Annotated in this window: 17 protein-coding genes; 15 read left to right on the forward strand and 2 right to left on the reverse strand. The window is 49.9% G+C overall.

Annotation, left to right across the window (positions count from 1 at the left end):
* The first annotated feature begins 14 nt into the window (after positions 1–14).
* From AC3G2T_RS25065 to AC3G2T_RS25080, 4 genes are read left to right on the forward strand one after another with little or no spacing between them, the layout of a single operon-like run.
* A complete protein-coding gene (locus AC3G2T_RS25065; protein ID WP_488437293.1) occupies positions 15–1067 on the forward strand; it encodes a LacI family DNA-binding transcriptional regulator in 1053 nt (350 codons plus the stop codon).
* Between the two features lie 37 nt (positions 1068–1104).
* On the forward strand, positions 1105–2652 hold the full coding sequence (locus AC3G2T_RS25070) for a sulfatase family protein (protein WP_488437294.1): 1548 nt from the start codon (positions 1105–1107) through the stop codon (positions 2650–2652).
* A gap of 31 nt (positions 2653–2683) precedes the next feature.
* The gene (locus tag AC3G2T_RS25075; protein ID WP_488437295.1) at positions 2684–4933 is read left to right on the forward strand and encodes a glycoside hydrolase family 3 protein; all 2250 of its coding nucleotides are present in this window, start codon (positions 2684–2686) and stop codon (positions 4931–4933) included.
* A gap of 17 nt (positions 4934–4950) precedes the next feature.
* Positions 4951–5937 (forward strand): formylglycine-generating enzyme family protein, encoded by a 987-nt coding sequence (locus tag AC3G2T_RS25080; protein WP_488437296.1) that lies wholly within the window; start codon positions 4951–4953, stop codon positions 5935–5937.
* A gap of 87 nt (positions 5938–6024) precedes the next feature.
* Here the strand turns inward: AC3G2T_RS25080 and AC3G2T_RS25085 are convergent, their stop codons facing one another.
* Complete coding sequence (locus AC3G2T_RS25085; RefSeq protein ID WP_488437297.1) at positions 6025–6408, reverse strand: DnaJ family domain-containing protein; 384 nt, start codon at positions 6406–6408, stop codon at positions 6025–6027.
* A gap of 218 nt (positions 6409–6626) precedes the next feature.
* Between AC3G2T_RS25085 and AC3G2T_RS25090 the strand changes: the two genes are divergently transcribed.
* Genes AC3G2T_RS25090 through AC3G2T_RS25105 form a run of 4 tightly spaced genes read left to right on the forward strand, consistent with a single transcriptional unit; the run spans position 6627 to position 12015 of the window.
* Positions 6627–8441, forward strand: a complete 1815-nt coding sequence (locus tag AC3G2T_RS25090; protein ID WP_474679216.1) for a cache domain-containing sensor histidine kinase — start codon at positions 6627–6629, stop codon at positions 8439–8441.
* On the forward strand, positions 8416–9951 hold the full coding sequence (locus AC3G2T_RS25095) for a response regulator (RefSeq protein ID WP_488437298.1): 1536 nt from the start codon (positions 8416–8418) through the stop codon (positions 9949–9951). The genes AC3G2T_RS25090 and AC3G2T_RS25095 overlap by 26 nt, the downstream gene beginning before the upstream one ends.
* 22 nt (positions 9952–9973) lie before the next feature.
* On the forward strand, positions 9974–10945 hold the full coding sequence (locus AC3G2T_RS25100) for a sugar ABC transporter substrate-binding protein (protein WP_488437299.1): 972 nt from the start codon (positions 9974–9976) through the stop codon (positions 10943–10945).
* 38 nt (positions 10946–10983) lie between these two features.
* Positions 10984–12015 carry an ABC transporter substrate-binding protein gene (locus AC3G2T_RS25105; protein ID WP_488437300.1) on the forward strand — a complete coding sequence of 344 codons (1032 nt, stop codon included), beginning with the start codon at positions 10984–10986 and terminating at the stop codon, positions 12013–12015.
* A gap of 1183 nt (positions 12016–13198) precedes the next feature.
* Here AC3G2T_RS25105 and AC3G2T_RS25110 read toward each other — a convergent pair.
* Positions 13199–13375, reverse strand: coding sequence for a type 2 periplasmic-binding domain-containing protein (locus tag AC3G2T_RS25110; RefSeq protein WP_474679212.1), 177 nt, complete (start codon positions 13373–13375; stop codon positions 13199–13201).
* Positions 13376–13588: 213 nt separating this feature from the next.
* Here AC3G2T_RS25110 and AC3G2T_RS25115 point away from each other — a divergent pair, with 213 nt between their 5' ends.
* From AC3G2T_RS25115 to AC3G2T_RS25145, 7 genes are all read left to right on the forward strand, one after another.
* Entirely contained in the window at positions 13589–14617 is a 1029-nt protein-coding gene (locus tag AC3G2T_RS25115) for an ABC transporter substrate-binding protein (protein ID WP_474679211.1), read from the forward strand.
* A 138-nt stretch (positions 14618–14755) separates the two neighbouring features.
* Complete coding sequence (locus tag AC3G2T_RS25120; RefSeq protein ID WP_488437301.1) at positions 14756–16276, forward strand: sugar ABC transporter ATP-binding protein; 1521 nt, start codon at positions 14756–14758, stop codon at positions 16274–16276.
* A complete protein-coding gene (locus tag AC3G2T_RS25125; protein ID WP_488437302.1) occupies positions 16273–17289 on the forward strand; it encodes an ABC transporter permease in 1017 nt (338 codons plus the stop codon). The genes AC3G2T_RS25120 and AC3G2T_RS25125 overlap by 4 nt, the downstream gene beginning before the upstream one ends.
* Positions 17286–18269 carry a galactofuranose ABC transporter, permease protein YjfF gene (gene yjfF, locus AC3G2T_RS25130; RefSeq protein WP_474679208.1) on the forward strand — a complete coding sequence of 328 codons (984 nt, stop codon included), beginning with the start codon at positions 17286–17288 and terminating at the stop codon, positions 18267–18269. The genes AC3G2T_RS25125 and yjfF overlap by 4 nt, the downstream gene beginning before the upstream one ends.
* A 1-nt stretch (position 18270) precedes the next feature.
* A complete protein-coding gene (locus AC3G2T_RS25135) occupies positions 18271–18510 on the forward strand; it encodes an HPr family phosphocarrier protein (RefSeq protein ID WP_474679207.1) in 240 nt (79 codons plus the stop codon).
* Between the two features lie 238 nt (positions 18511–18748).
* A complete protein-coding gene (locus AC3G2T_RS25140; protein WP_488437303.1) occupies positions 18749–19978 on the forward strand; it encodes a cytochrome P450 in 1230 nt (409 codons plus the stop codon).
* A 282-nt stretch (positions 19979–20260) separates the two neighbouring features.
* Positions 20261–21709, forward strand: a complete 1449-nt coding sequence (locus AC3G2T_RS25145) for a DHA2 family efflux MFS transporter permease subunit (RefSeq protein ID WP_474679823.1) — start codon at positions 20261–20263, stop codon at positions 21707–21709.
* Positions 21710–21800 lie beyond the last annotated feature (91 nt).

Below are 21800 nucleotides of genomic sequence, written 5' to 3' on the forward strand. Positions count from 1 at the left end.
TGGTGGTTGGAAAAATGAAAGTTTCTATTTACGATGTGGCAAAATTAGCGGGCGTGTCCATTTCTACTGTATCAAGAGTGCTCAATAAAAGCGGGTATGTTAGCCGTAAAACGGAAACGAAGGTAGATCAGGCTATGAAGACGCTGGGGTTCGTTCCGAGCATTACCGCTCAAAACCTGGCGAAACACCAAACTATGCTGATCGGATTATATTTCCCTCATTTTATTAGTTCGAAGCACGGATTTTCGACCTATCCCATGGAGTTTATAAGGGGAGCTACTGAAAAGGTTATGGAGCAAGGATATCACTTGCTCCTTATTAACGAACCCTGTGAAGAGGATAAGCTGGCATCCGGCGCATGTCTCCCGCAGTATACGTCCTTTTTGAAACAAAAAAGAATTGACGGGCTGTTGTTCGGAAGTGCTCCATTGAGAAATTCCTCATTCTTTGAGCTGATCGAGAGCGAAGCGCCGATGGTCTATATTGGGGAAAGGCTCGTTTCGGACCGCGGGTTGAATGTGTACGCACAGTTCAAACAAAATATTTGGAAATCACTGGATTATTTATATGAACGAAATCATCGAAAGATAGCGATATTTAATTTCGTTCGGTCGGAAGTCTCCACATTCGTCACTCAATACAAAGAGTGGAGAAAAGACCCGCTTTTGCAGGTGGAAATCCGAGAAAGCAGGCGTGACCTTGACGCGCATATCGAAGTGCTTTCAGAAGTGTTTTCGCGGAATGAGAAACCGACAGCGCTTATGATCAGGGACATTGGCAAGGTGCAGCCTACCATCAATTATTTGAATAATATCGGGATGCGCGTTCCGGAGGATGTTTCGATTATAACGGAAGAACATCACTATAAAGATGGGGAACAATGCTTCCCGGCTGTTACAAGCGTATATGTACCCGTTTACCAAATGGCCGTTGAAGCGGCCGGATTGCTGTTCGATTATATAAATGAGAAGGAAAATTACGATAAGCAAATTTTATTATCTCCACAAATTATTGAACGCCAATCTGTAGCGATTCGCAGAGCGTCGGAAGAAAGATCGCTGATATAGGGCAAAACGGATCTTAAATAAGAAAGGACGAAAGTAAATGAGAATTTTATTTCTGGACTTGGATTCTACCAGTCCCGACCATTTAAGCTGCTACGGGTATCATCGGAATACTTCTCCCAATATTGACAAAATAGCTAGTGAAGGGGTTCGTTTCACCAACTATTACACTTCGGATGCCCCTTGCGCTCCTTCCCGGACAGCGCTCATGAGCGGCCAATTCGGGATTCGCAACGGTTTGGTTGGCCATGGCGGTACAGCGGGAGACATGAAGCCCGAAGGCAGCAAGCGGGAATTGATGGGGAAGCTTACACGCGGAGGTTCGTTCCCTTCTTATTTGCAGCTGATGGCAGACATGAATACCGTTTTAATTAGTCCGTTTGCCCAGCGCCATTCCACCTTCGGATTTTATGCAGGCTTTAACGAGATTATCAATACCGGAAGATATGGCAATGAATCGGCAGAGCATGTCACGCCGGTAGCTCTTGACTGGATCGAGCGAAATGCGCAGAAGGATGACTGGTTTTTGTATATCAATTATTGGGACCCGCATACCCCTTATCGTGTACCTATGGATTACGGAAATCCGTTTGAGAATGATCCGCTGCCTGATTGGCTGACGGAGGACGTTCTGGAGAAGCATAAGCAAAAAGTCGGTCCGCATTCGGTCCATGAACTAAATATTGATTTCCGCAACAAAACGTTTAACAACGAGACCGCTCCTCATTTCCCGCGTCATCCGGGGGAGATTGCCGACATGGATGGAATGAGAACCATGATCGACGGCTATGATTGCGGAATCCGCTATATGGATGAGCATATCGGACGTTTAGTCGCGGCACTTGAGAACCACGGTGTCATGGAGGATCTGATCATTATTATCACCGCCGATCATGGCGAAAATATGGGGCAGCTCGACATCTACGGGGAGCATGGCACCGCCGATCAAGGGACCTGCCGGTTGCCGATGATTATCCGCTGGCCGGGAATGAAGCAGGGAATCGTGAATGAAGATCTTCATTACCATTTGGATTTGCTTCCTACGGTGGCGGAGATGTTGGGTACCCCGGCGATGCCGGATTGGGACGGCGCAAGCTATGCCCCGGTGCTTAAAGAAGGAGCAGACTGCGGACGGGACTATCTGGTTGTATCGCAATGTGCCCATGTGGTGCAGCGCAGTGTCCGTTTCCGTGACTGGATCTACATCAGAACCTATCATGACGGCTTCCATCTCTTTGATCAAGAGATGCTGTACAACCTGGCGGAAGACCCTCATGAGCAAAATAATGTGGCGGCAAAACACAAAGAGATTTGCATGGAAGCCGTTTACTATTTGAACGAGTGGCATGATGAGATGATGCGCCGCTCCGGTGACGATACGGACCCCTTATGGACTGTGATGAAGGAAGGCGGGCCTTTCCATGCCAGAGGGTATCTGAAAGGATACATGCAGCGGTTGGAAGAAACAGGCAGGGGCCACCATGTAGAGGAATTAAAGCGCAGGCACCCGAGCGAGTTTCCGGAAGAAACGAATCAGATTGCTGCAGCCGTTCAAAAGAAAATCGGACAAAGAATGGCCGGGCATTAAGCACACGGAAGTATGTTTAGAAAGGGTGTACATGTTGGCGATTAACTATGTGAAAAATGAAAAAGGACCTATGTTAGGATATTCGACAACTTCAGGAATCGGAATCCTTTATATAGAAGGGCATGCTTTCAAAGACTTGAACAAAAGCGGAAAACTAGAACCTTATAAAGACTGGCGTTTATCCGCAGAGGAGCGGGCTCGCGATTTGGCCTCGAAGATGACCGTTGAGCAAATAGCCGGTCTTATGTTGTATAGCCGCCATCAGTCGGTTCCAGCTGTAAAGAGAGGGCAGTTTGACAGCACCTACGGCGGAAAACCTTTTGCTGAAAGCGGAGCTAAGGCTTGGGATCTTTCAGATCAGCAAATCGAGTTTTTAACTGAGGATAATCTCCGTCATATACTCGTCACTACCGTCGAAAGCCCGGAGGCTGCCGCTCGTTGGAATAATGAGGTACAAGCTTTGGCAGAAGGTATTGGCTGGGGAATTCCGGCGAATAATAGTTCCGATCCCCGACACGGTTCCGACTCAAGCAAGGAATTTAATGAAGGTGCAGGCGGAACGATTTCCATGTGGCCGGAAACCTTGGGGCTTGCGGCCGCATTCGATCCTGAAGTGGTTGAAAAATTTGGAGAAATTGCCTCGAAAGAATACAGGGCTTTAGGTATCGCAACCGCCCTGTCGCCTCAAGTGGATATCGCGACTGATCCTCGCTGGTATCGGTTTAGCGGGACGTTCGGCGAAGATCCCAAGCTATCGGCGGATATGGCCCGTGCTTATGTGGATGGATTCCAAACTTCTGCCGGAGAGCAGGAGATCAGTGAAGGCTGGGGCTACGATAGTGTAAACGCTATGGTCAAGCATTGGCCTGGCGGAGGATCCGGTGAAGGTGGACGGGATGCGCACTGGGGTTTTGGGAAATATGCAGTGTATCCGGGAAATAATTTTGAAGAACATCTGATTCCTTTTGTGGACGGCGCTTTTCAGCTATCCGGCAAAACAGCAAAGGCTTCTGCCGTGATGCCTTATTATACGATTTCATTCAATCAGGATACAGTCAATGGGGAGAATGTAGGGAATTCTTACAACTCTTATCTGATCCAGGATTTACTTCGCCGGAAATATGGTTACGATGGCGTTGTTTGTACCGATTGGCTCATCACCGCGGATGAACCCGAAACTGTGGATCAGTTTGCGGGTAAACCTTGGGGCGTGGAACAATTAACGGTGACCGAAAGACATTATAAACTGCTGATGGCCGGTGTGGATCAGTTTGGAGGCAACAATGAAGCGGGTCCCATAATCGAAGCCTACCATAAGGGAGTGAAGGAACACGGGGAAAGCTTCATGCGCAAGCGTTTCGAAGATTCGGCTGTCCGTTTGCTCAAAAACATTTTCCGCCTTGGGTTGTTCGAAAATCCTTATCTCCAGGTGGAAGAAAGTGCAGCCGTCGTTGGGTGCCCCGAGTTTATGGCAGAAGGATACCAGGCTCAGCTGAAATCGATTGTCATGCTGAAAAATAAAGATCATGTTCTTCCTCTGGCGAAAGGCAAAACCGTGTATATACCGAAGCGGTATTTCCCTGCTCAAACCGATTGGTTCGGCAACCGGATCGAAGGAAAAGTGGATAATCCCGTGAATTTGGATGTCGTAAAGAAATACTTTAACATAACGGATCAACCTGATCAGGCTGATTTCGCTCTTGTTTTCATACATGGCCCTAATTCGGGCAGCGGTTACAGCAAAGAGGACCGTGAGGCGGGAGGGAACGGCTATGTTCCGGTCAGTCTCCAGTATGGACCTTATACCGCTGCACAAGCCAGAGAGACGAGTATTGCAGGGGATCCGCGGGAAGTGCTCAATCGTTCCTACAAAGGCAAAACCGTGGTCGCAACCAACTCCACCGATCTTGATCTTGTTTTGCAAACCAGAAAAGTCATGAAGGGAAAACCGGTCATCGTATCGATGCTATTATCGAACCCGGCGGTCGTTGCTGAATTTGAAAAAGAAGCAGACTCCATTCTAGTGAACTTTGGCGTCCAGGATCAAGCTATTTTGGCAATTGTAGCGGGTGAAACGGAACCTTCCGGGCTGCTTCCGATGCAGATGCCGGCCGATATGAGTACGGTTGAAGAACAAAAGGAAGATGTTCCCCATGATATGGAGTGTTATGCGGATTCCGCAGGCAATCGCTATGATTTTGCCTTTGGTCTGAATTGGAAAGGCGTCATTGCGGATCAAAGGACGGAGAAGTATAGAAAATTTGTCGATTTCACCCGTTAGAAAGAGAGGCCATAACTATGACAGATCCGATAAAGCCTTCTTGCTGCTCCGTTTCCAGAATGGAGGCTTCCTTGACGATCAACTCCGGCGTAGTGGACAAAGAGGATAAGGGGAACCAGGTTGCTCCCGCCACTCCCGCCGCACAACCGGCCAAACAGGATATGATTTATTTGCCGGGAGGGGAGTTTCTGATGGGGACCGACGATCAAGAAGGCTTTCCATCGGATGGAGAAGGTCCGGTGCGGGCCGTCACCATCGATCCGTTCTACATCGATCCGTATACGGTAACGAATGCGGAATTCAAGAAGTTTGCAGACACTGCCGGGTATTCGACGGAAGCGGAGAAGTTTGGCTGGTCGTACGTGTTTCATCTGTTTGTTCCCGAAGCCGGAGTCAAAATTTTAGGTGCGCCCAGGCAAACGCCTTGGTGGCTGGCAGTCGAAGGCGCCAGTTGGCGCGCTCCGGAAGGGCCCGGCTCAGGGATTGAAGGCAGGCTCGACCACCCGGTCACTCATATTTCCTGGAACGATGCGCAAGCTTACTGCAGATGGGCCGGCAAACGGCTGCCGACGGAGGCGGAATGGGAGTTTGCCGCGCGGGGAGGACTCGTTCAGAAGCGATATCCGTGGGGAGATGAGATTAAACCCGGCGGCAAGCACATGTGCAATATATGGCAGGGGAAATTCCCGGAAAAAAACAACGCCAGTGACGGATTTCTCGGGACGGCGCCCGTGCAATCCTTTGAACCGAACGGATACGGACTGTACCAAGCTGCCGGCAATGTTTGGGAGTGGTGTGCGGACTGGTTCAGCCCCACCTTTCACTTGAACGGGCCGCGGGTGAACCCGATCGGTCCGGCGAAAGGGACGAGCCGTGTGATGCGCGGCGGCTCCTATTTATGCCACAAGTCTTACTGCAACCGATACCGTGTGGCTGCCCGCAGCCAGAATATGCCGGATAGCTCGTCAGGAAATATGGGCTTCCGCTGCGCAGCCGATGCTTAGGTTTTCAATGTCGCAAGCCCGTGCCTTGATGGTACGGGCTATTTTTCATTTTCGACATTCGTTCTAAAACCTGTTACAGCTTATGTATTATTCGCCGTTGTCTGTTAACTTTTGTTGGATTTGACGCTCGTATTCGGTAAACGCTTCCGATGCCGGCCATCCCCGTTCGGACATCAGTGATTGGTAGCGGAGCCTCTTGGCCGACAACTCACGTTGAAGCTTTGTGTGCTCGGAATCGTCCCGGCAGACGGTGAGCAGGTAGCCAAGCGTTACCATTTCTTTGCGAAGCTGCATTTCCTCGGGAATGAGCCCGGCATTTTTGAGCAGCTTGAAGCCGATTCGAAGCTCCTCCGGGACGTTCTCCAGATCATCAGGGGGAAGCGGCTTGCCTGAGCCCGGCAGATTGTTTAATTCCCCGCGACGGATGGCCTCCAGGATCCTCTCCTCTGTGATCGTACGCATAAATTCCATCGGTGTACCAACTCCTCGAAATCATTTTACCATACTACAGTAAATTTCTTCATGCATATACCATTTTGAAAACCTGGATTTAAAATGGGCTGCCACAAAAAATCAAAACATTTTCGAATCATTTTCTATTTTCTAAGCATCAAAAAAAGATTACAATAAGGAGTACTGCAAGCGCTTTAATTTGGTGGGCGAGAACGATGAAACCCGGGGGTACCTTCATGAGATTGTTTCGTTGGATATCCTCCAGTTTGAGGGCGAAAATGTTAGTCATGTTTGTGATGCTGACCGCCATCCCTTTAATTGTCGTAGGGATTATCAGTTACACCAAATCGTATAATACCGTTTCCAGGCATAGCATTGCCACGACAGAGCTTGTGGCGGAGCATCTGAAAAACGATATCGACGTGCTGTTTTCGGACAACCGCAAATTTTTGGACATTAGCAAAAACTCAAATGTACTGCGGTTTCTGCTGATTCAAAGCGAAACTTATGATGAAGCTAAAGATATATTAAAAACGTTCAGCCTGTATCGGGATACGTACCGGTTCAGCAACGGCCTGACGAATATTATACTTTTTAACAGGTACGGCAAGGGGATTAGCGAGAAAAAGGGCATTTTCCAAATCGATGAGGACCCGTTTCTTTATCCGGAGTTCAAAAGCTTGTTGGCCCATCGTGATGAGGTGCTTATCATACCGCCTGCCGGTTCGCGGGGGATCAGCAATTTGGACCGGGCGGAGGAGGATAATCCTCCCCTAATATCGATCGTCTCGACGGTAAAACAGGAGATTACGGACGAAGTCATCGGATTTATGGTGATGAACCTGGATGTGTCGGTCATCGAAAACTTTTGCAACAATACAAAGATGGGCGACAGCGGCTTCTTTTACGTTATGGACCCGCAGGGGAAGCCGATCATCCTGCCTGAGAGTATGAAATCAGCCGGTGCCGCTGTGGGCTTAACGAAGCAACAATTGGGAGCGGCTTCGGGCAACGACATTCGTGAGGTGGCAGGACGCAGGCAATTTATTGTGTATACGACTTCGGAGTTGACGGGCTGGAAGGTCGTCGGCGAAGTGCCTTTGCAGGAAGTGATCAAAGATGCAAAACAGATTGAAACGCTCATTTTTGTCAGCGTTATCTTCACGATTATGTTTACTATTTCGCTCTATGCCTATGTGTCCAACCGGCTGATCCGTCCGATCCGGTATTTGAAAAATAAGATGCGCCAAGCGGCGTCAGGCTATTTGGATGCCAAAGTGCCCGGCGGAGGGCAGGATGAAATAGCTGATTTGGGCGTCAGCTTCAATACGATGCTCGACAAAATCAAGCTGCTGATCGAAACCAGCATGAAAGAGCAGGAACAGATGAAGCTCGCGGAGCTGCGGACGCTGCAGGCCCAGATCAATCCGCATTTTTTGTACAACACGCTGGACTCGATTATTTGGCTGGCGGAAAATAAAAAAAGCGAAGAAGTCATCGGCATCGTGAACGCGCTTGCAACTTTTTTCAGGATTTCATTAAGTAAAGGTAAAGATGAGATTACGCTCAAAGAGGAATTGGATCATATCGCCAACTATTTAACGATCCAGCAGATGAGGTACAGGGACATTCTCGACTACGAGATCGATGTGCAGGACAATGTGCTGGGCTGCCTTATTTTGAAAATGACGCTTCAGCCGCTGATCGAAAACGCTTTGTACCACGGCATTAAAAACAAGCGGGGCAAGGGCTGCATTCGCATTACAGGAGGCTATGGAACGAACGGAAATATTGAGCTGCGAGTCTCGGACAACGGCGCAGGCATGACGAAAGAGAAGCAGGAGCAGCTTAGAGAGCTGCTTGCCGAGAGTAAGCATACCCAGGCTCAACCGGCAGGGTTCGGGATTATCAATGTGCATCAAAGAATCAATCTTTATAACGGAGATCCGTACGGTATTCGGATCGAAAGCGAATATGGCTTTGGCACGACAGTGTTCGTGAGCATACCGATAAGGAGAGAATTTGATGAAAAAAGTGTTGTTGGTGGATGATGAGGTCCTTGTCCGAGAAGGCATCCGCAACCGGATTGAGTGGGAAAAGGAGGGATTTGTGTATTGCGGTGACGCGCCGGACGGCGAAATGGCGCTTCCTTTAATCGAAAGTCTGGCGCCGGATATTTTGCTGACCGATGTTAAAATGCCTTTTATGGACGGGCTGCAGTTAAGCCGGATTGTGAAAGAGAAGATGCCGGCGATCAAAATCATTATTTTGAGCGGTCATGACGAATTCAACTATGCAAGGGAGGCTTTGCGGATCGGGGTGGAGGAATATTGCCTGAAACCGATCAATGCGATGGAGCTGATCCAAGTGCTCCAAAGTGTTGCAGCCAAAATCGATATGGAGCGCGAGGAGCTGAAAAAGAAAGAGCTGCTGCAGCTGAAAGCCAGCATCAATCAGGAAACGGTCAGGGAGCAATTGCTGATCGATTTGTGCTCCGGCTCCATCCCGACAGCGGAGGCTATTCATGCCGCGGAGACATTAGGCATCGGTCTGATTGCGAAGCATTATCTCGTGGTGCTTGCAGAGATGCCCGGCGGCGTTGAGACGCATCCGCTATTTCAAGAAGCGATGCGCGACATGGCGGACCATTTGCATATGAGGCGCAGTAAAAAAGAACATGTGTGGATTTTAAAAGGAGACGATCCGGAGCATGTGGAGTTTGCGGCCCAAAGCTTTATCCGCAAGCTGAAGCTGCTGGAGGAGCGGGTTGGCGGCACGTTTTATCACGGCAAAGGAACGGTCAGAGGGCGGGTCCAGGAGATCGCGGTCTCATTTTCCGAAGCGGAACGAAATAAAAGCTACCATTATTTTTTGCGCAACCGTCCGATTGTCAGCATCGATAAAGGAGGATTGGCCGGTTACGACCGCAATCAAGTGCCCAATTTTTTGAAAATGGGCGATGTCTCCAAGATCGACAGTTTTGTTTGCGGTTACATACAAGGTATCGGCGATCATACGGAGGCTGAAAGCAAGTTTTATTGGCATTATCTCATTTTGGATATGATTGCAGCCGTAACTGCGTTTATCCACGAGTCCAATGGAGACGTGCAGTCTTTTTTGTCGGAGATGGCCGCGGTGGAGGAAGCGCTGTTGATCAGCAATAGGCTGGAGGAGGTGCGGGCCTGCGCTGTCTCTGTACTTGCGCTCGGCCTTAAACATCGTGACCGCATTACGGACAAATATGGCGAGCTGCTTGCCAAGGCCAAAAACTATATCGATAAAAACTTTGACAATCCGGATATTTCCTTGCAGGTTGTTGCGGCTTATGTGAACGTAAGCGCAAGCCATTTTAGCGGGATTTTTTCTCAAGGAATCGGGCAAACGTTTATTGATTATTTAATTAAAACCCGCATTAAGAAGGCGATGGAGCTGCTCAAAACGACAAACGCCAAGTCATATGAAATTGCCGCCATGGTAGGCTATAGCGATCCGCATTATTTTAATTCGGTATTTAAAAAAATCGCCGGCGTCACAACCAAAGCATTTCGTAATCAGGCGTAGCCATGTGAAGGAGGAAACGGCCATGCGGGCTCGCTATAGGAATATGGCATTCCTGTTTCTATGCTGCATCCTCGTGAGCCTGACGGCGGGCTGCGGGCTTGAGCCGGCAGCGCCCGCCGGTCCGGAGCATAAGGAATCCGCCGTTGAAGTGCAGAAGCCGGGGCGGACGTTCGCCATCGTTTATTCGACAGCCGATGTTTTTCATAAGGTGGTAACGAGCAGGGCGGAGGCAGTCTCCCGCAATCTCGGTACTCAGCTTATTGTCAAGGCGCCGGATGAAGCCAATCTCGAGCAGCAGATCCGGATGATGGAAAATTTGATCAAGCAGCATGTCGACGGCATAGCAATCAGTCCGGTGAACGCCGCCGCGCTGGAGCCCTACATTAATAAAGCTGTTGACGCCGGCATTCCAGTCATTTGCTTCGATAATGACGCTCCGCAAAGCAAACGCGCCGCCTTCATAGGAGTCAACAATTACGAGGCCGGCCGTATGCTTGCTGCGTATATCGATCGCGCCTTGGGCGGAAAGGGCATGATCATTGCCGAGACGGGCACTGCCTCGTTTTCCAGCATTCAGCAGCGGGTTGCAGGCTTCAAAGATTATTTGGCCAGACTGCCGGATATACAGCTCCTTGAGCTGAGAACGAACGGAGACAGTCTGGATAAAGCGATCGTCAATTTGGAAAAGATGATAGACGCGCATCCGCATTTTGAGGCTTATGTCGGGCTGGATTCGTTGGCGGGTTCCGCGGCTATCCTCGTCTGGAAAGCCAAGGGCTTAAGCCAATTATCGGTTACGACCAGCGGTTCGCCGGAGCTGCTGGACGGAGTTGCGAACAAGCAGATTACCGCTTTGATGTCGCAGCAGGAAGAGGCTTGGGGAGATATGATTGTCAATCTGCTGAACGACGCTTGCGACGGAAAAGCGGTGCCGGAACTGAATCAGTTAGAGCCGACTTTTGTTACGCACCAGTCGCTCAAGAGCATCAAGTAAAATTCGTGAGTCTTCATTTCAGGAAGGAGGGTGAATTTGTGCATAAGCGTTGGGGGAAGGCGGTCATCCTTTTGTTCGTGTTTCTCTGTGCTTGTTCATCTGTGCCCGGACCGCAGGAGAGCCCTGCGAAGACTCCCGTCATGCTTCAAACGGATTCCAGTACGACAACAGCTCCCGAGGCAGAGGAGAGGCCGGTCGTATTGGGGTTTTCGCAGGTTGGTTCGGAAAGCCGTTTTCGAAACGCCAATACCAAATCGATTCAAGACGCCGCCAAACAGGCAGGCATCGATTTGAGATTTTCGAATGCTGAACAGCAGCAGAACAAACAAATCGAAGCGATTCGTTCGTATATTGCGGCAGGGGTGGATGTGATTGCTTTTTCACCCGTCGTGGAGACCGGTTGGGACAGCGTGCTGAAGGAAGCGAAGGAGGCCGGCATTCCTGTCATCGTAACGGACCGCTCGGTAGATGTACAGGACCACTCTCTGTATGTCACGCTCATTGGCTCTAATTTCGTGGAAGAAGGCCGCAAAGCCGGCAAATACGTACTTGACAAAATGAGGGACGTTAACGGACCGATTCATATTGCGGAAATTCGCGGCACGGAAAATTCGGCGCCGGCTTTGGACCGGAAGCGGGGCTTTGAGGAAGTCATAAAGGATAATCCGAATATGAAAATCATCGCCAGCGAAACGGGCAATTTTACGAGAGAAGAGGGCAAGGAGGTCATGACGCGTTTTTTGCAGCAGCATGGTCATGATATTCAGGTGTTGTTCGCCCATAACGACGACATGGCGTTCGGTGCGATGGAAGCGATGGAGGCCGTCGGCTTGAGGCCCGGGAATGACATCGTTATTGTCTCGGTGGACGGGGGGAGAGAAGCGTTTCAAGCGCTGCTGGACGGCAAGCTTAACTGCACGGTGGAGTGCAACCCGCTGTTCGGGCCGCTTTTAATGCAAGCTGTCCGCGAGCTTGTGGCGGGAAGAAATTTGCCGAAGCGGATCGTGGTAAAGGAAGGCGTATTCACCCAAGGGACCGCCGCCCGCGAGATCGAAAACCGCAAATATTGAGAAAAACCAGAGCCGATCGTTACAATCTGCCATGCACATTGCAAAAAATGCCTGGAAAAACTCCCATGATGTCGTGACGTCACTCCATAGAATGAAGATATTCAGGTCTGCTGCGTTCTATTTTCGTATAAAGTGGAGCTTTTTGCCCGCTGACGCTACCCTGACCGCAAAATATTTCTGCAATTGTGCAGGCTGTGGAAAAAACCACACGTTAGAGGGGGTAACCATAATTTGCGCGGCTGCACGAAGAAAACCTGCAAAAATACATGAATTTGCGTCCTTGATCGCCGTCCACGAACAATTCCTGCAATAGTGCAGGCTTTTCGCCGAACCCATAGGCTCATACTCACTTTCAGCGAAAATTCCTGCACTTTCGCAGGTTTTCCACCAAAATAAGCCGATTTCCGATGAAAAACCTGCACTTTCGCAGATTTTTCCCTGTCAGTCTGCCTTGTGTCCCCTGCATCAGATACGCATCCCGTGCAGAAGAGGCGCGGGGCGGGGATGCGTGCTCTATGATGCATCTCTCAACAGACCTGAAGCCTCATAAAATGAGGCTTATTTAACCATTTATAAGTTTTGGGGTGACCGAGGGGTTGGGTTACCCCTTATTTATTCGCGCCGTGCCGAGTGGCCGGCCGTCGAAAAGCTGTTGGGGCCAGGACAACGCCGGCCTTGCGAAAAAAAACTGCAAAAGTGCATCCTTTTGCCCCAAGATGCGCTTGCAGCGATAAATTCCTGCAAATATGCAGTTTTTTTCGCCGAATTCGGGGCTCAGTTCTATCTGGAGCGGGAATTCCTGCACTATCGCAGGCTTTTCCTCCAAACGAGCCGCTTTTGCCGAAAAAGCCTGCACTTTTGCAGGTTTTACGGCTAGCGAGCCGCTTCACAAACGGCAGCCCCGGTTTCTGGGAGGTAAAAGAATAGTTACCCACGCGTCCCCACGCACACGCAATAGCGCACTTAGCCGTCCTGGTCAGTCGCCCCCCCCACGCAATAGCGGACTTAGCCGTCCGCGTCGGCCGCCCCCCCACGCAATAGCGCACTTAGCCGTCCGCGTCGGCCGCCCCCCCACGCAATAGCGCACTTAGCCGTCCGCGTCGGCCGCCCCCCCACGCAATAGCGCACTTAGCCGTCCGCGTCGGGCCGCCCTGCGCTCGCGCTCAGCGTGTTAGGCCGCCAGCTAAAATCCTTGTTCTTCAATTATGCCTTTCAGTACTTTGACGAACTCTTGGGCAGCTCGGGATAAATGTTTGTTTTTGGGGCGGATCCAGCCGAAACAGAGGATCAGATCGTTGTTTTCGATCTCCAGCGGGATGACGTCGCCGGACTGCACGTAGGCGTTTTTTTTTATTTGCAACCCGCTATATGGAGGGGTATTCCGGGTCTCTCCAGCTAGACACGTGAAAAAATTCAAATTGATTCGTAAAAAAACAATATTTTGGTCCCCGCCGCCGCAAATAACCGAATAAGAGTCTAATTTATTCAGAATGGATTCTATTCATTCGCAGTTGAAAGCGTTTTAAAATGAAGCTACGCCAAACGATGGTGAACCATAAGGAGGGTTTAACGAATGAAAAAGATGTGGAAATCAGGCGCTGCCGTTTTGATGGCAGCAACGATGCTTCTTACTGCGGCTTGCGGAAGCGCACCGGCAAGCGGGACCAAGGACACGGCAGCCAAAGGAGCCGAGGCGACTAAGCCGGCCGACAAAAAAATTACGCTCGGCTTCGCGCAAGTTGGTGCGGAAAGCGGCTGGCGGACAGCGAACACCAAGTCGATCCAGGATTCGGCGAAGGAAGCGGGAATTGATCTGAAGTTTTCCGACGCCCAGCAAAAGCAGGAAAACCAAATTAAGGCGATCCGCAGCTATATTGCGCAAAAGGTGGACGTTATCGCTTTTTCCCCGGTTGTTGAATCCGGTTGGGATACGGTTTTGAAAGAAGCGAAGGATGCGAACATTCCGGTCGTGCTGACTGACCGTGCGGTAGATTCCAAAGACACCTCACTCTATAAAACGTTCCTTGGCTCCGATTTCGTAGAAGAAGGCCGCAACGCGGGCAAATGGCTGCTTGGCAAAGTGAAGGATCAGAAGGGTCCGATCAACATTGTTGAGCTGCAAGGAACGACTGGCTCCGCACCGGCTATCGACCGTAAAAAAGGCTTTGAAGAAGTCATTAAAGATAACCCTAACCTGAAAATCGTAAAATCCCAAACCGGCGACTTTACGCGCGCTAAAGGGAAGGAAGTCATGGAGGCGTTCATCAAATCCGCGAAGGCGGAGAACACCAAAATGGACGTGCTGTACGCGCACAACGACGATATGGCGCTGGGCGCTATCCAAGCCCTTGAAGAAGCAGGCATTAAGCCGGGCAAAGATATTCTCATCATCTCTCTGGACGGAACCAAGGACGCTTTCCAAGCAATGAAAGACGGCAAAATCAACGTGATTGTCGAATGCAACCCTCTGATGGGGCCGCAAGTGATGCAAATCGTAAAAGATGTCGTAGCGGGCAAAGAAGTGCCTAAACGCATTTTGACCAAAGAAGGCGTATTCCCGCAAGAAACGGCGGAAAAAGAATTGCCGAACCGCCAGTACTAATTTGATCTGACTGTAACATGGATTGGACCGGGATGACTCTCGCAAGCTGCCAAACAGCTCACTACGCCGCATCAAAAGTGCAGCTTGGCGAGAGATTTTCCGGTTCCGGATCGTTATTCAGGATAGGAGGCCAAGAAGGTGACAGATAAAAAACCTCGCTTGCGCATGGAGCATATTCATAAGCAGTTTCCCGGAGTCAAGGCTTTGACCGATGTGAACTTTCGCCTGTTTCCGGGGGAAATTCACGCGTTGATGGGCCAAAATGGTGCAGGTAAATCGACCCTCATTAAAGTGTTAACCGGCGTGCATGCCATTGACGAAGGCCAAATTTGGCTTGACGACCGGCAGATTCGCGCGGAAAGCCCGCTGCAAGCGCAGGAGCTCGGCATCAGCACCGTTTATCAGGAAGTCAATTTATGTACGAATTTAACGGTTTCCGAAAATATTTTTATCGGCCGCGAGCCGATGCGCAGAGGCTTTATCGATTGGAAAGAAATGAATTCCCGTTCCAAGGAGCTGCTCAAACGATTACATATGGACATCGATCCGTCCAAGCTGCTTGGATCGTATTCCGTAGCGATTCAGCAAATGGTGGCGATTGCCAGAGCCTTGAATGTTTCGGCGAAGGTCTTGATTTTGGATGAGCCGACGTCCAGCTTGGATACGAATGAAGTGAAACAATTGTTTCATGTGATGCACAAGTTGAAATCGGAAGGCTTGGCGATTTTATTCGTCACGCATTTCCTGGATCAAGTCTATGAAATGTCGGATCGGATTACGATTTTGCGAAACGGCCAATTTGAAGGGGAATATTTGACCGAAGAGCTGTCGCGCATGGATCTCGTATCCAAAATGATCGGCAAAGATATGAGTGAATTGGAACAGTTGCCTAATAGAATGGCTTCACATAAAACGAACAGCGCAAAGCAGCCTTTCCTGCAGGCCAAGCAGGTTGCGCGCAAAGGCTCGATCGAGCCGTTCGATTTGAATTTGTACCCGGGAGAAATATTGAGCCTGGCCGGTTTACTGGGTTCCGGCCGAACGGAAATCGCCCGCATTTTGTTCGGAGCGGACCGTGCGGATCAAGGGGAAATTCAAATAAACGGCAAAGCCGTCCAGTTGAATTCGCCGCGCCAAGCGATAGACGCAAGGATCGCCTTCTGCCCTGAAAACCGGAAAACGGAGGCCATCATCGAGGATCTGACAGTGCGGGAAAATATGATTCTCGCCATGCAAGCGACACTCGGCATTTTCCGGTTTTTACCGAAGAAGAAGCAGACCGAGCTTGCGGATCAATATATCGAGCTGCTCAATATTAAAACGCCGGGTCCCGAGGCCTTAATTAAAAACTTAAGCGGCGGCAATCAGCAAAAGGTGATTCTTGGGCGGTGGCTGCTGACGAATCCGGAACTGCTCATCCTGGATGAGCCGACGCGGGGGATCGATGTCGGAGCGAAGACGGAAATCCAGAAGCAAATGGCGCTGCTGTGCGAGGAGGGAATGTCGATTCTGTTTATTTCTTCCGAGCTGGAAGAAGTCGTTCGTTCTTCCCAAAAAATCGCCGTCCTGAGGGACCGGCGTAAAATTGCCGAAGTCGCAAACGTTGGCATAAGTCAGCAAGATATTATGAAAGCAATCGCAGGAGGGGAAGCCAAATGAGCAGCCGTTTGTTCTGGCCTTTAGTCACTTTGGCTTTCTTATTGATCGCCAACCTCATTCATAATCACGATTTTTTTTCCATTACGATGAAGGAAGGTCATTTGTTCGGCAGCCTGATTGATATTTTGAATCGCGCGGCGCCCCTCGTACTCATCTCGATCGGTATGACTTTTGTCATCGCCACTAAAGGGATCGACTTATCCGTAGGCTCCGTCGTTTCCATCGCAGGCGCAATGGCCTGCCTGCTCATTTCCAAGCAAGGCGCCGGCGATATGAGCACGTTGTTTATGGCTGTAGGTATTGCGCTATTACTTTCCTTGGCTGCAGGGGCATGGAACGGGCTGCTTGTCAGCTTCCTCGGCATTCAGCCGATCGTTGCAACGCTGATCCTGATGGTCGCCGGACGCGGCGTAGCGCAATTGATCACGAACGGACAAATCATCACCGTCTCCTCCAAACCTTATTCCTTTATCGGAGGCGGATATTTGCTAGGTCTCCCGTTCTCGATATTTATTATCGCGTTCTTCTTCATTATAGCTGCAGTCTTAACAAGAAAAACTGCAATCGGGCTGTTTATCGAATCGGTTGGTTCCAATCCGACGGCGAGCCGTCTGGCGGGAATCCGGTCGAGCTCCATCATTTTTACCGTCTACGTGCTGTGTGCTTTCTTGAGCGGCCTTGCCGGCATCATTTTGAGTTCCAACGTATCCAGCGCAGACGGAAACAATGCCGGGCTATGGTATGAGCTCGATGCCATTTTGGCGGTCGTTATCGGCGGCAATTCGCTGAACGGCGGAAGATTTTATTTGTCCGGCACGATTATAGGTGCGCTCATTATTCAGACGCTGACGACTTCCATCTACTCGATCGGCGTACCGCCGGAAATTACGCTGGTCGTCAAAGCGGTCGTCGTACTGATCGTCTGCCTGATCCAATCGGAAGCGTTCCGCAAATCGCTCGCATCCAAACGCAAATCCAAACAAAAAACAGTGGAACAGGAGGTTGCCGCATGAGGCTGCGCACCATAGATAAAAGATATCTTCCGCTGCTCGCGACCGTCGCTTTATTTATTGTCATGTTCGCGGCGGGCTCGATAGAGTACAGGGGATTTTTCTCTCTGCAAGTATTTTTTAATCTGCTGATCGATAATTCATTTCTGCTCATTGCAGCCATTGGGATGACCTTCGTCATCATTTCGGGCGGCATTGATTTGTCAGTCGGCTCGGTAATCGCTTTAACTACAATGATATCGGCAAGCCTGGTACAAAATCATCACTGGTCGCCGGGCGTCGTTATTCCGTTAGTACTGGTCATGGGCAGCGTATTTGGCTGGTGCATGGGCAGCCTGATACATCACTTTAACCTGCAGCCTTTCATCGTGACTCTGGCGGGGATGTTCCTGGCGAGAGGATTGTGCTACGTCATCAGCATCGAGAGCATTACGATTGAGAACGAATGGTACAAAGCGGTTTCGCAAACCAAAGTGTATGTACTTGGCGGCTCGTATGTGTCCATAAGTGTCATTATTGCCCTATGCGTGGTGGCGGGGGCGATCGTACTGGCTCATTACACCCGGTTTGGCCGCAACATTTATGCGTTAGGCGGCAACGAGCATTCCGCCATGCTGATGGGTTTGCCTGTAAAACGGACAAAAGTGTTCGTATATACCCTGAGCGGTTTTTGCTCTTCCCTGGCCGGCGTCGTCTTCACCTTCTACATGCTGTCCGGTTACGGTTTGCATGCGCTGGGCGCAGAGTTGGATACGATAGCTGCTGTTGTGATCGGCGGTACGCTGCTGACGGGCGGAACCGGCTTTGTGGCGGGAACACTGATCGGCGTTCTTATTCAAGGCATCATCCAGACGCTGATCATGTTTGAAGGCACCTTAAGCTCCTGGTGGACGAAAATTGCGATCGGACTGCTGCTGTTCTTGTTCATCGTTTTGCAAAAAGTGCTTGGGGTAAGAAAGAAGGTCGGCGAGGAGGCCGCTTAACATGCATAATACGACGGAAATCGGTTGGGAAATCTCGAAGACGGCGAATCAATTCGAATCCTCATGCGTACTGAAGTTCGGGAATGTGATTGTTGACGCCAAAAGCATTCTCAGTGTTTTTGTAACACTGGCGGATCATCACAATTACGAACTGTACGTCATGGGGCCGGACGCGGCGGAAGCCAAGAAAGCGATGTCGGATTTATTTGCCCGTTATGATTTATCGTACGCGATTAAATAACCCGGACCCGGGTGGCAAGCAGCAGAGAAAAAAATGGAGACGGTCGGCAACGATGGCGGGCCATTTTTTTTGTCTATTTTTGACGTAAATATTTACATATAAAGGATTTATTGTTTGGGTCTAATGAATCATTGATAAAAGATATACGGATAACTTAAAATATATACTAATGGTATAAAAATATACTAAAAGTACAAATTTCGGATATTTCAAATTTCTAAATGGAGGTGCATTTCTTATGAACAAAGAATTGATTTCACTCCAAGACATTACCAACTTTCAAACGAGATCCGAACAATTTTTCCCGCTTGAATGGTACAAGAAGATGCTGCTTGATAACCCTGTACATTATCATCAAGAAACAGATACCTGGAATGTATTCAGGTACGATGACGTCAAACAGGTATTGAGCAACCATGAACTATTTTCAAGCGAAGGCTCGAGAACGACGTTCATTGTCGGAGCGAATAATAAAGAAGGATCGCCACCTGAGAAAACAAGTATTTCAAACATGGATCCGCCGCGGCATCAAAAATACCGTTCCCTGCTGTCGGGAGCTTTCACCCCTCGCAGCTTGAAAATATGGGAACCGCGGATCCAACAGGTTGCGAATAAACTTGTCGATGACATGGAGGCAGGCGCCACGGTCGATATCGTCCACGCACTGGCAGGACCCTTGCCTTCCATGGCAATGGCTGACTTGCTTGGTATCCCTTTAGAAGATAGTTACAGGTTTAAAAGCTGGGTCGATATTTTATTCCAACCTCCCACCGCAGAAAACAAACAGGAAATCGAGTATAAAAAGCAGGTTGCTGCCAAAGAGTATTACCAATACCTGTATCCGATCGTCGTTCACAAACGATTAAATCTAGCTGATGATATCATCTCGGACTTGTTGAATGCCGAGCTCGACGGCGAGAGATTTACGGACGATGAGGTCGTTCGAACGACAATGCTTTTATTAGGAGCGGGCATCGAAACGACTAGCCACATGCTTTCAAGTACTTTTTACTCCCTTCTGTACGATGACGAGACTTTATATGAACAATTAAGAAACGACTTGGAACTCGTTCCGAAAGCTGTCGAAGAAATGCTTCGCTACAGGTTTCATATTTCGAAAAGGCATCGTACCGTCAAACAGGACAACGATATGTTGGGTGTCAAGCTGAAAAAGGGGGATGTTGTCATAGCGTGGATGAGCGCGGCCAATATGGATGAAAGTATGTTCGAGAATCCGTATGCACTTGATATTCATCGAAATAATAACAAAAAGCATTTAACCTTCGGCAATGGCCCGCATTTTTGTCTTGGCGCACCTCTCGCAAGATTGGAATTGAACGTTGCCTTGACAGCATTCCTGCAACGAATTTCTCGCATTGAGCCGATTGAGTTCGACTTGGAAAACAATCTGGTTGCTTCCGCTCCGGGCCAATCCTTGAAACATCTACCGTTGAACATATATAAATGAGTAAATGACATCGTACCAAGCAACAAGCAGCAAGCCGTATGTTAAAATTTTGTTATATTTAAAAAAGGCATTGTGCAGGGGTCTACGTTCCTGTACAATGCCTTTATGCTATTGTTGATGCAAGCTGCAGAGGCCCTGCTAACATAGCAATCGATAAGAAATGACGGTCTGGGCCGCATGTTACAATAGTTTGGCATGCAGAACCGTCTTACCGGAAAAGGAGAGAGGAGAAAGAGAGTGGATACAGTAAACAAACAAGCGGCGCATCCCGGCAGCGAAGGGATGTTCGGGAGCAAAGGCAATCTGCTGGTCGTCATGGTGATGATTCTTGGCGTGTTCGTTGCGATCTTGAATGAGACGCTGCTGAATGTAGCTTTGTCGAAAATTATGGCGGACATCGGGATTTTGCCGAGCACGGCCCAATGGTTGACCACCGGCTATTTGCTGGTGATCGGCGTGCTGATTCCGGTCACGGCTTTTCTCATCCAACGCTTTACAACAAGAGCATTGTTCCTTACGGCTATGTGTCTGTTTTTCGCAGGCACAGCCATAGCGGCACTAGCTCCGGGATTCGCAACGCTGTTCATAGGCCGGATGCTGCAGGCGTCGGGAACGGGGCTGCTCTTTCCGCTGCTGACCAACGTCGTATTCTCCGTCGTGCCGATGGAAAAACGGGGCTCCGCTATGGGCACGATCGGCATCGTCATCACGTTCGCTCCGGCGATCGGACCTACTTTGTCGGGGATTATCGTCGAACATTTCAGCTGGCGGGTTCTTTTTTACAGTGTGCTGCCGGTTGCGTTATTTGTCATTGTTTTCGCCTTTATCAAGCTGAAAAATGTAACCGAAACGACGAAGCCGAAGATCGACTTGCTGTCCTTGCTGCTCTCTACGATCGGTTTCGGCGGTATCGTATACGGCTTCAGCAGCGCTGGCGAGGGCCATGGAGGGTGGTCAAGCCCTGAAGTTGTTGCCCCTGCGGGCATCGGCGTCGTTGCGCTGGCGCTGTTCACCTGGAGGCAGCTGACAATGGAGCAGCCCCTGCTCGATTTGCGGACCTTTACGTATCGGATATTCAGAATATCGACGGTGATCATGATGATCGTCATGATGGCGATGTTCTCCGCGATGATGCTGCTCCCGATCTTCCTGCAAAATGCGCTGGGCTACAGTCCGCTGCAGGCGGGTCTGGTCATGCTGCCGGGCGGTATCCTGATGGGCATCATGTCCCCGATCACCGGCCGGCTGTTCGATAAATTCGGCGCCAAGTGGCTGGCGATTATCGGATTGGTGCTGGTGGGCAACACGCTATTGCAGTTCGCTTTCATCACCTTGTCGACCTCCTACATCACGATCATGATTCTGAATACATTCTTGATGCTGGGGATTTCGATGCTCATGATGCCGGTTATGACCAATGCGCTGAACGAGCTTCCGGCCAGGCTGTATGCACACGGGACAGCTGTTATCAGTACGCTGCAGCAAGTATCGGGCGCAGTCGGCACGGCATTGCTGGTGACGGTGATGACGAACAGTTCCGGCAAATATTTGGCCCAAGCAGGCGGCGGTGAAACGGCGGAGCTCAAGATTTTATCCTTGATAGCGGGAATGAAAAGCGCCTTCCTGGTTGCTTTTGCGCTGGTTGCCATTGCCTGGCTCGGCGCGTTCTTGCTGAAGCGCGCGGCTCAGCCGGAGGGAGAGCCCGAAGGGGAGCGTTTGTCCGCGCATTGATGCACTAATGAAAGTCTGTTCATTTGGAGTGAGTTCGCTCATGCCTAAAGGAACAGGCTTTTTTGTTTTCGTACGCAATCATCGCAAAATA

This window comes from Paenibacillus sp. sgz302191 (assembly GCF_057749925.1).

Excerpts from the sequence above, each read along its gene's own strand:
- AC3G2T_RS25065 (WP_488437293.1), top strand. The coding sequence starts at position 15 with ATGAAAGTTTCTATTTACGATGTGGCAAAATTAGCGGGCGTGTCCATT.
- AC3G2T_RS25070 (WP_488437294.1), top strand. The coding sequence starts at position 1,105 with ATGAGAATTTTATTTCTGGACTTGGATTCTACCAGTCCCGACCATTTA.
- AC3G2T_RS25075 (WP_488437295.1), top strand. The coding sequence starts at position 2,684 with ATGTTGGCGATTAACTATGTGAAAAATGAAAAAGGACCTATGTTAGGA.
- AC3G2T_RS25080 (WP_488437296.1), top strand. The coding sequence starts at position 4,951 with ATGACAGATCCGATAAAGCCTTCTTGCTGCTCCGTTTCCAGAATGGAG.
- AC3G2T_RS25085 (WP_488437297.1), bottom strand. The coding sequence starts at position 6,408 with ATGGAATTTATGCGTACGATCACAGAGGAGAGGATCCTGGAGGCCATC.
- AC3G2T_RS25090 (WP_474679216.1), top strand. The coding sequence starts at position 6,627 with ATGAGATTGTTTCGTTGGATATCCTCCAGTTTGAGGGCGAAAATGTTA.
- AC3G2T_RS25095 (WP_488437298.1), top strand. The coding sequence starts at position 8,416 with ATGAAAAAAGTGTTGTTGGTGGATGATGAGGTCCTTGTCCGAGAAGGC.
- AC3G2T_RS25100 (WP_488437299.1), top strand. The coding sequence starts at position 9,974 with ATGCGGGCTCGCTATAGGAATATGGCATTCCTGTTTCTATGCTGCATC.
- AC3G2T_RS25115 (WP_474679211.1), top strand. The coding sequence starts at position 13,589 with ATGAAAAAGATGTGGAAATCAGGCGCTGCCGTTTTGATGGCAGCAACG.
- AC3G2T_RS25125 (WP_488437302.1), top strand. The coding sequence starts at position 16,273 with ATGAGCAGCCGTTTGTTCTGGCCTTTAGTCACTTTGGCTTTCTTATTG.
- yjfF (WP_474679208.1), top strand. The coding sequence starts at position 17,286 with ATGAGGCTGCGCACCATAGATAAAAGATATCTTCCGCTGCTCGCGACC.
- AC3G2T_RS25135 (WP_474679207.1), top strand. The coding sequence starts at position 18,271 with ATGCATAATACGACGGAAATCGGTTGGGAAATCTCGAAGACGGCGAAT.
- AC3G2T_RS25140 (WP_488437303.1), top strand. The coding sequence starts at position 18,749 with ATGAACAAAGAATTGATTTCACTCCAAGACATTACCAACTTTCAAACG.
- AC3G2T_RS25145 (WP_474679823.1), top strand. The coding sequence starts at position 20,261 with ATGTTCGGGAGCAAAGGCAATCTGCTGGTCGTCATGGTGATGATTCTT.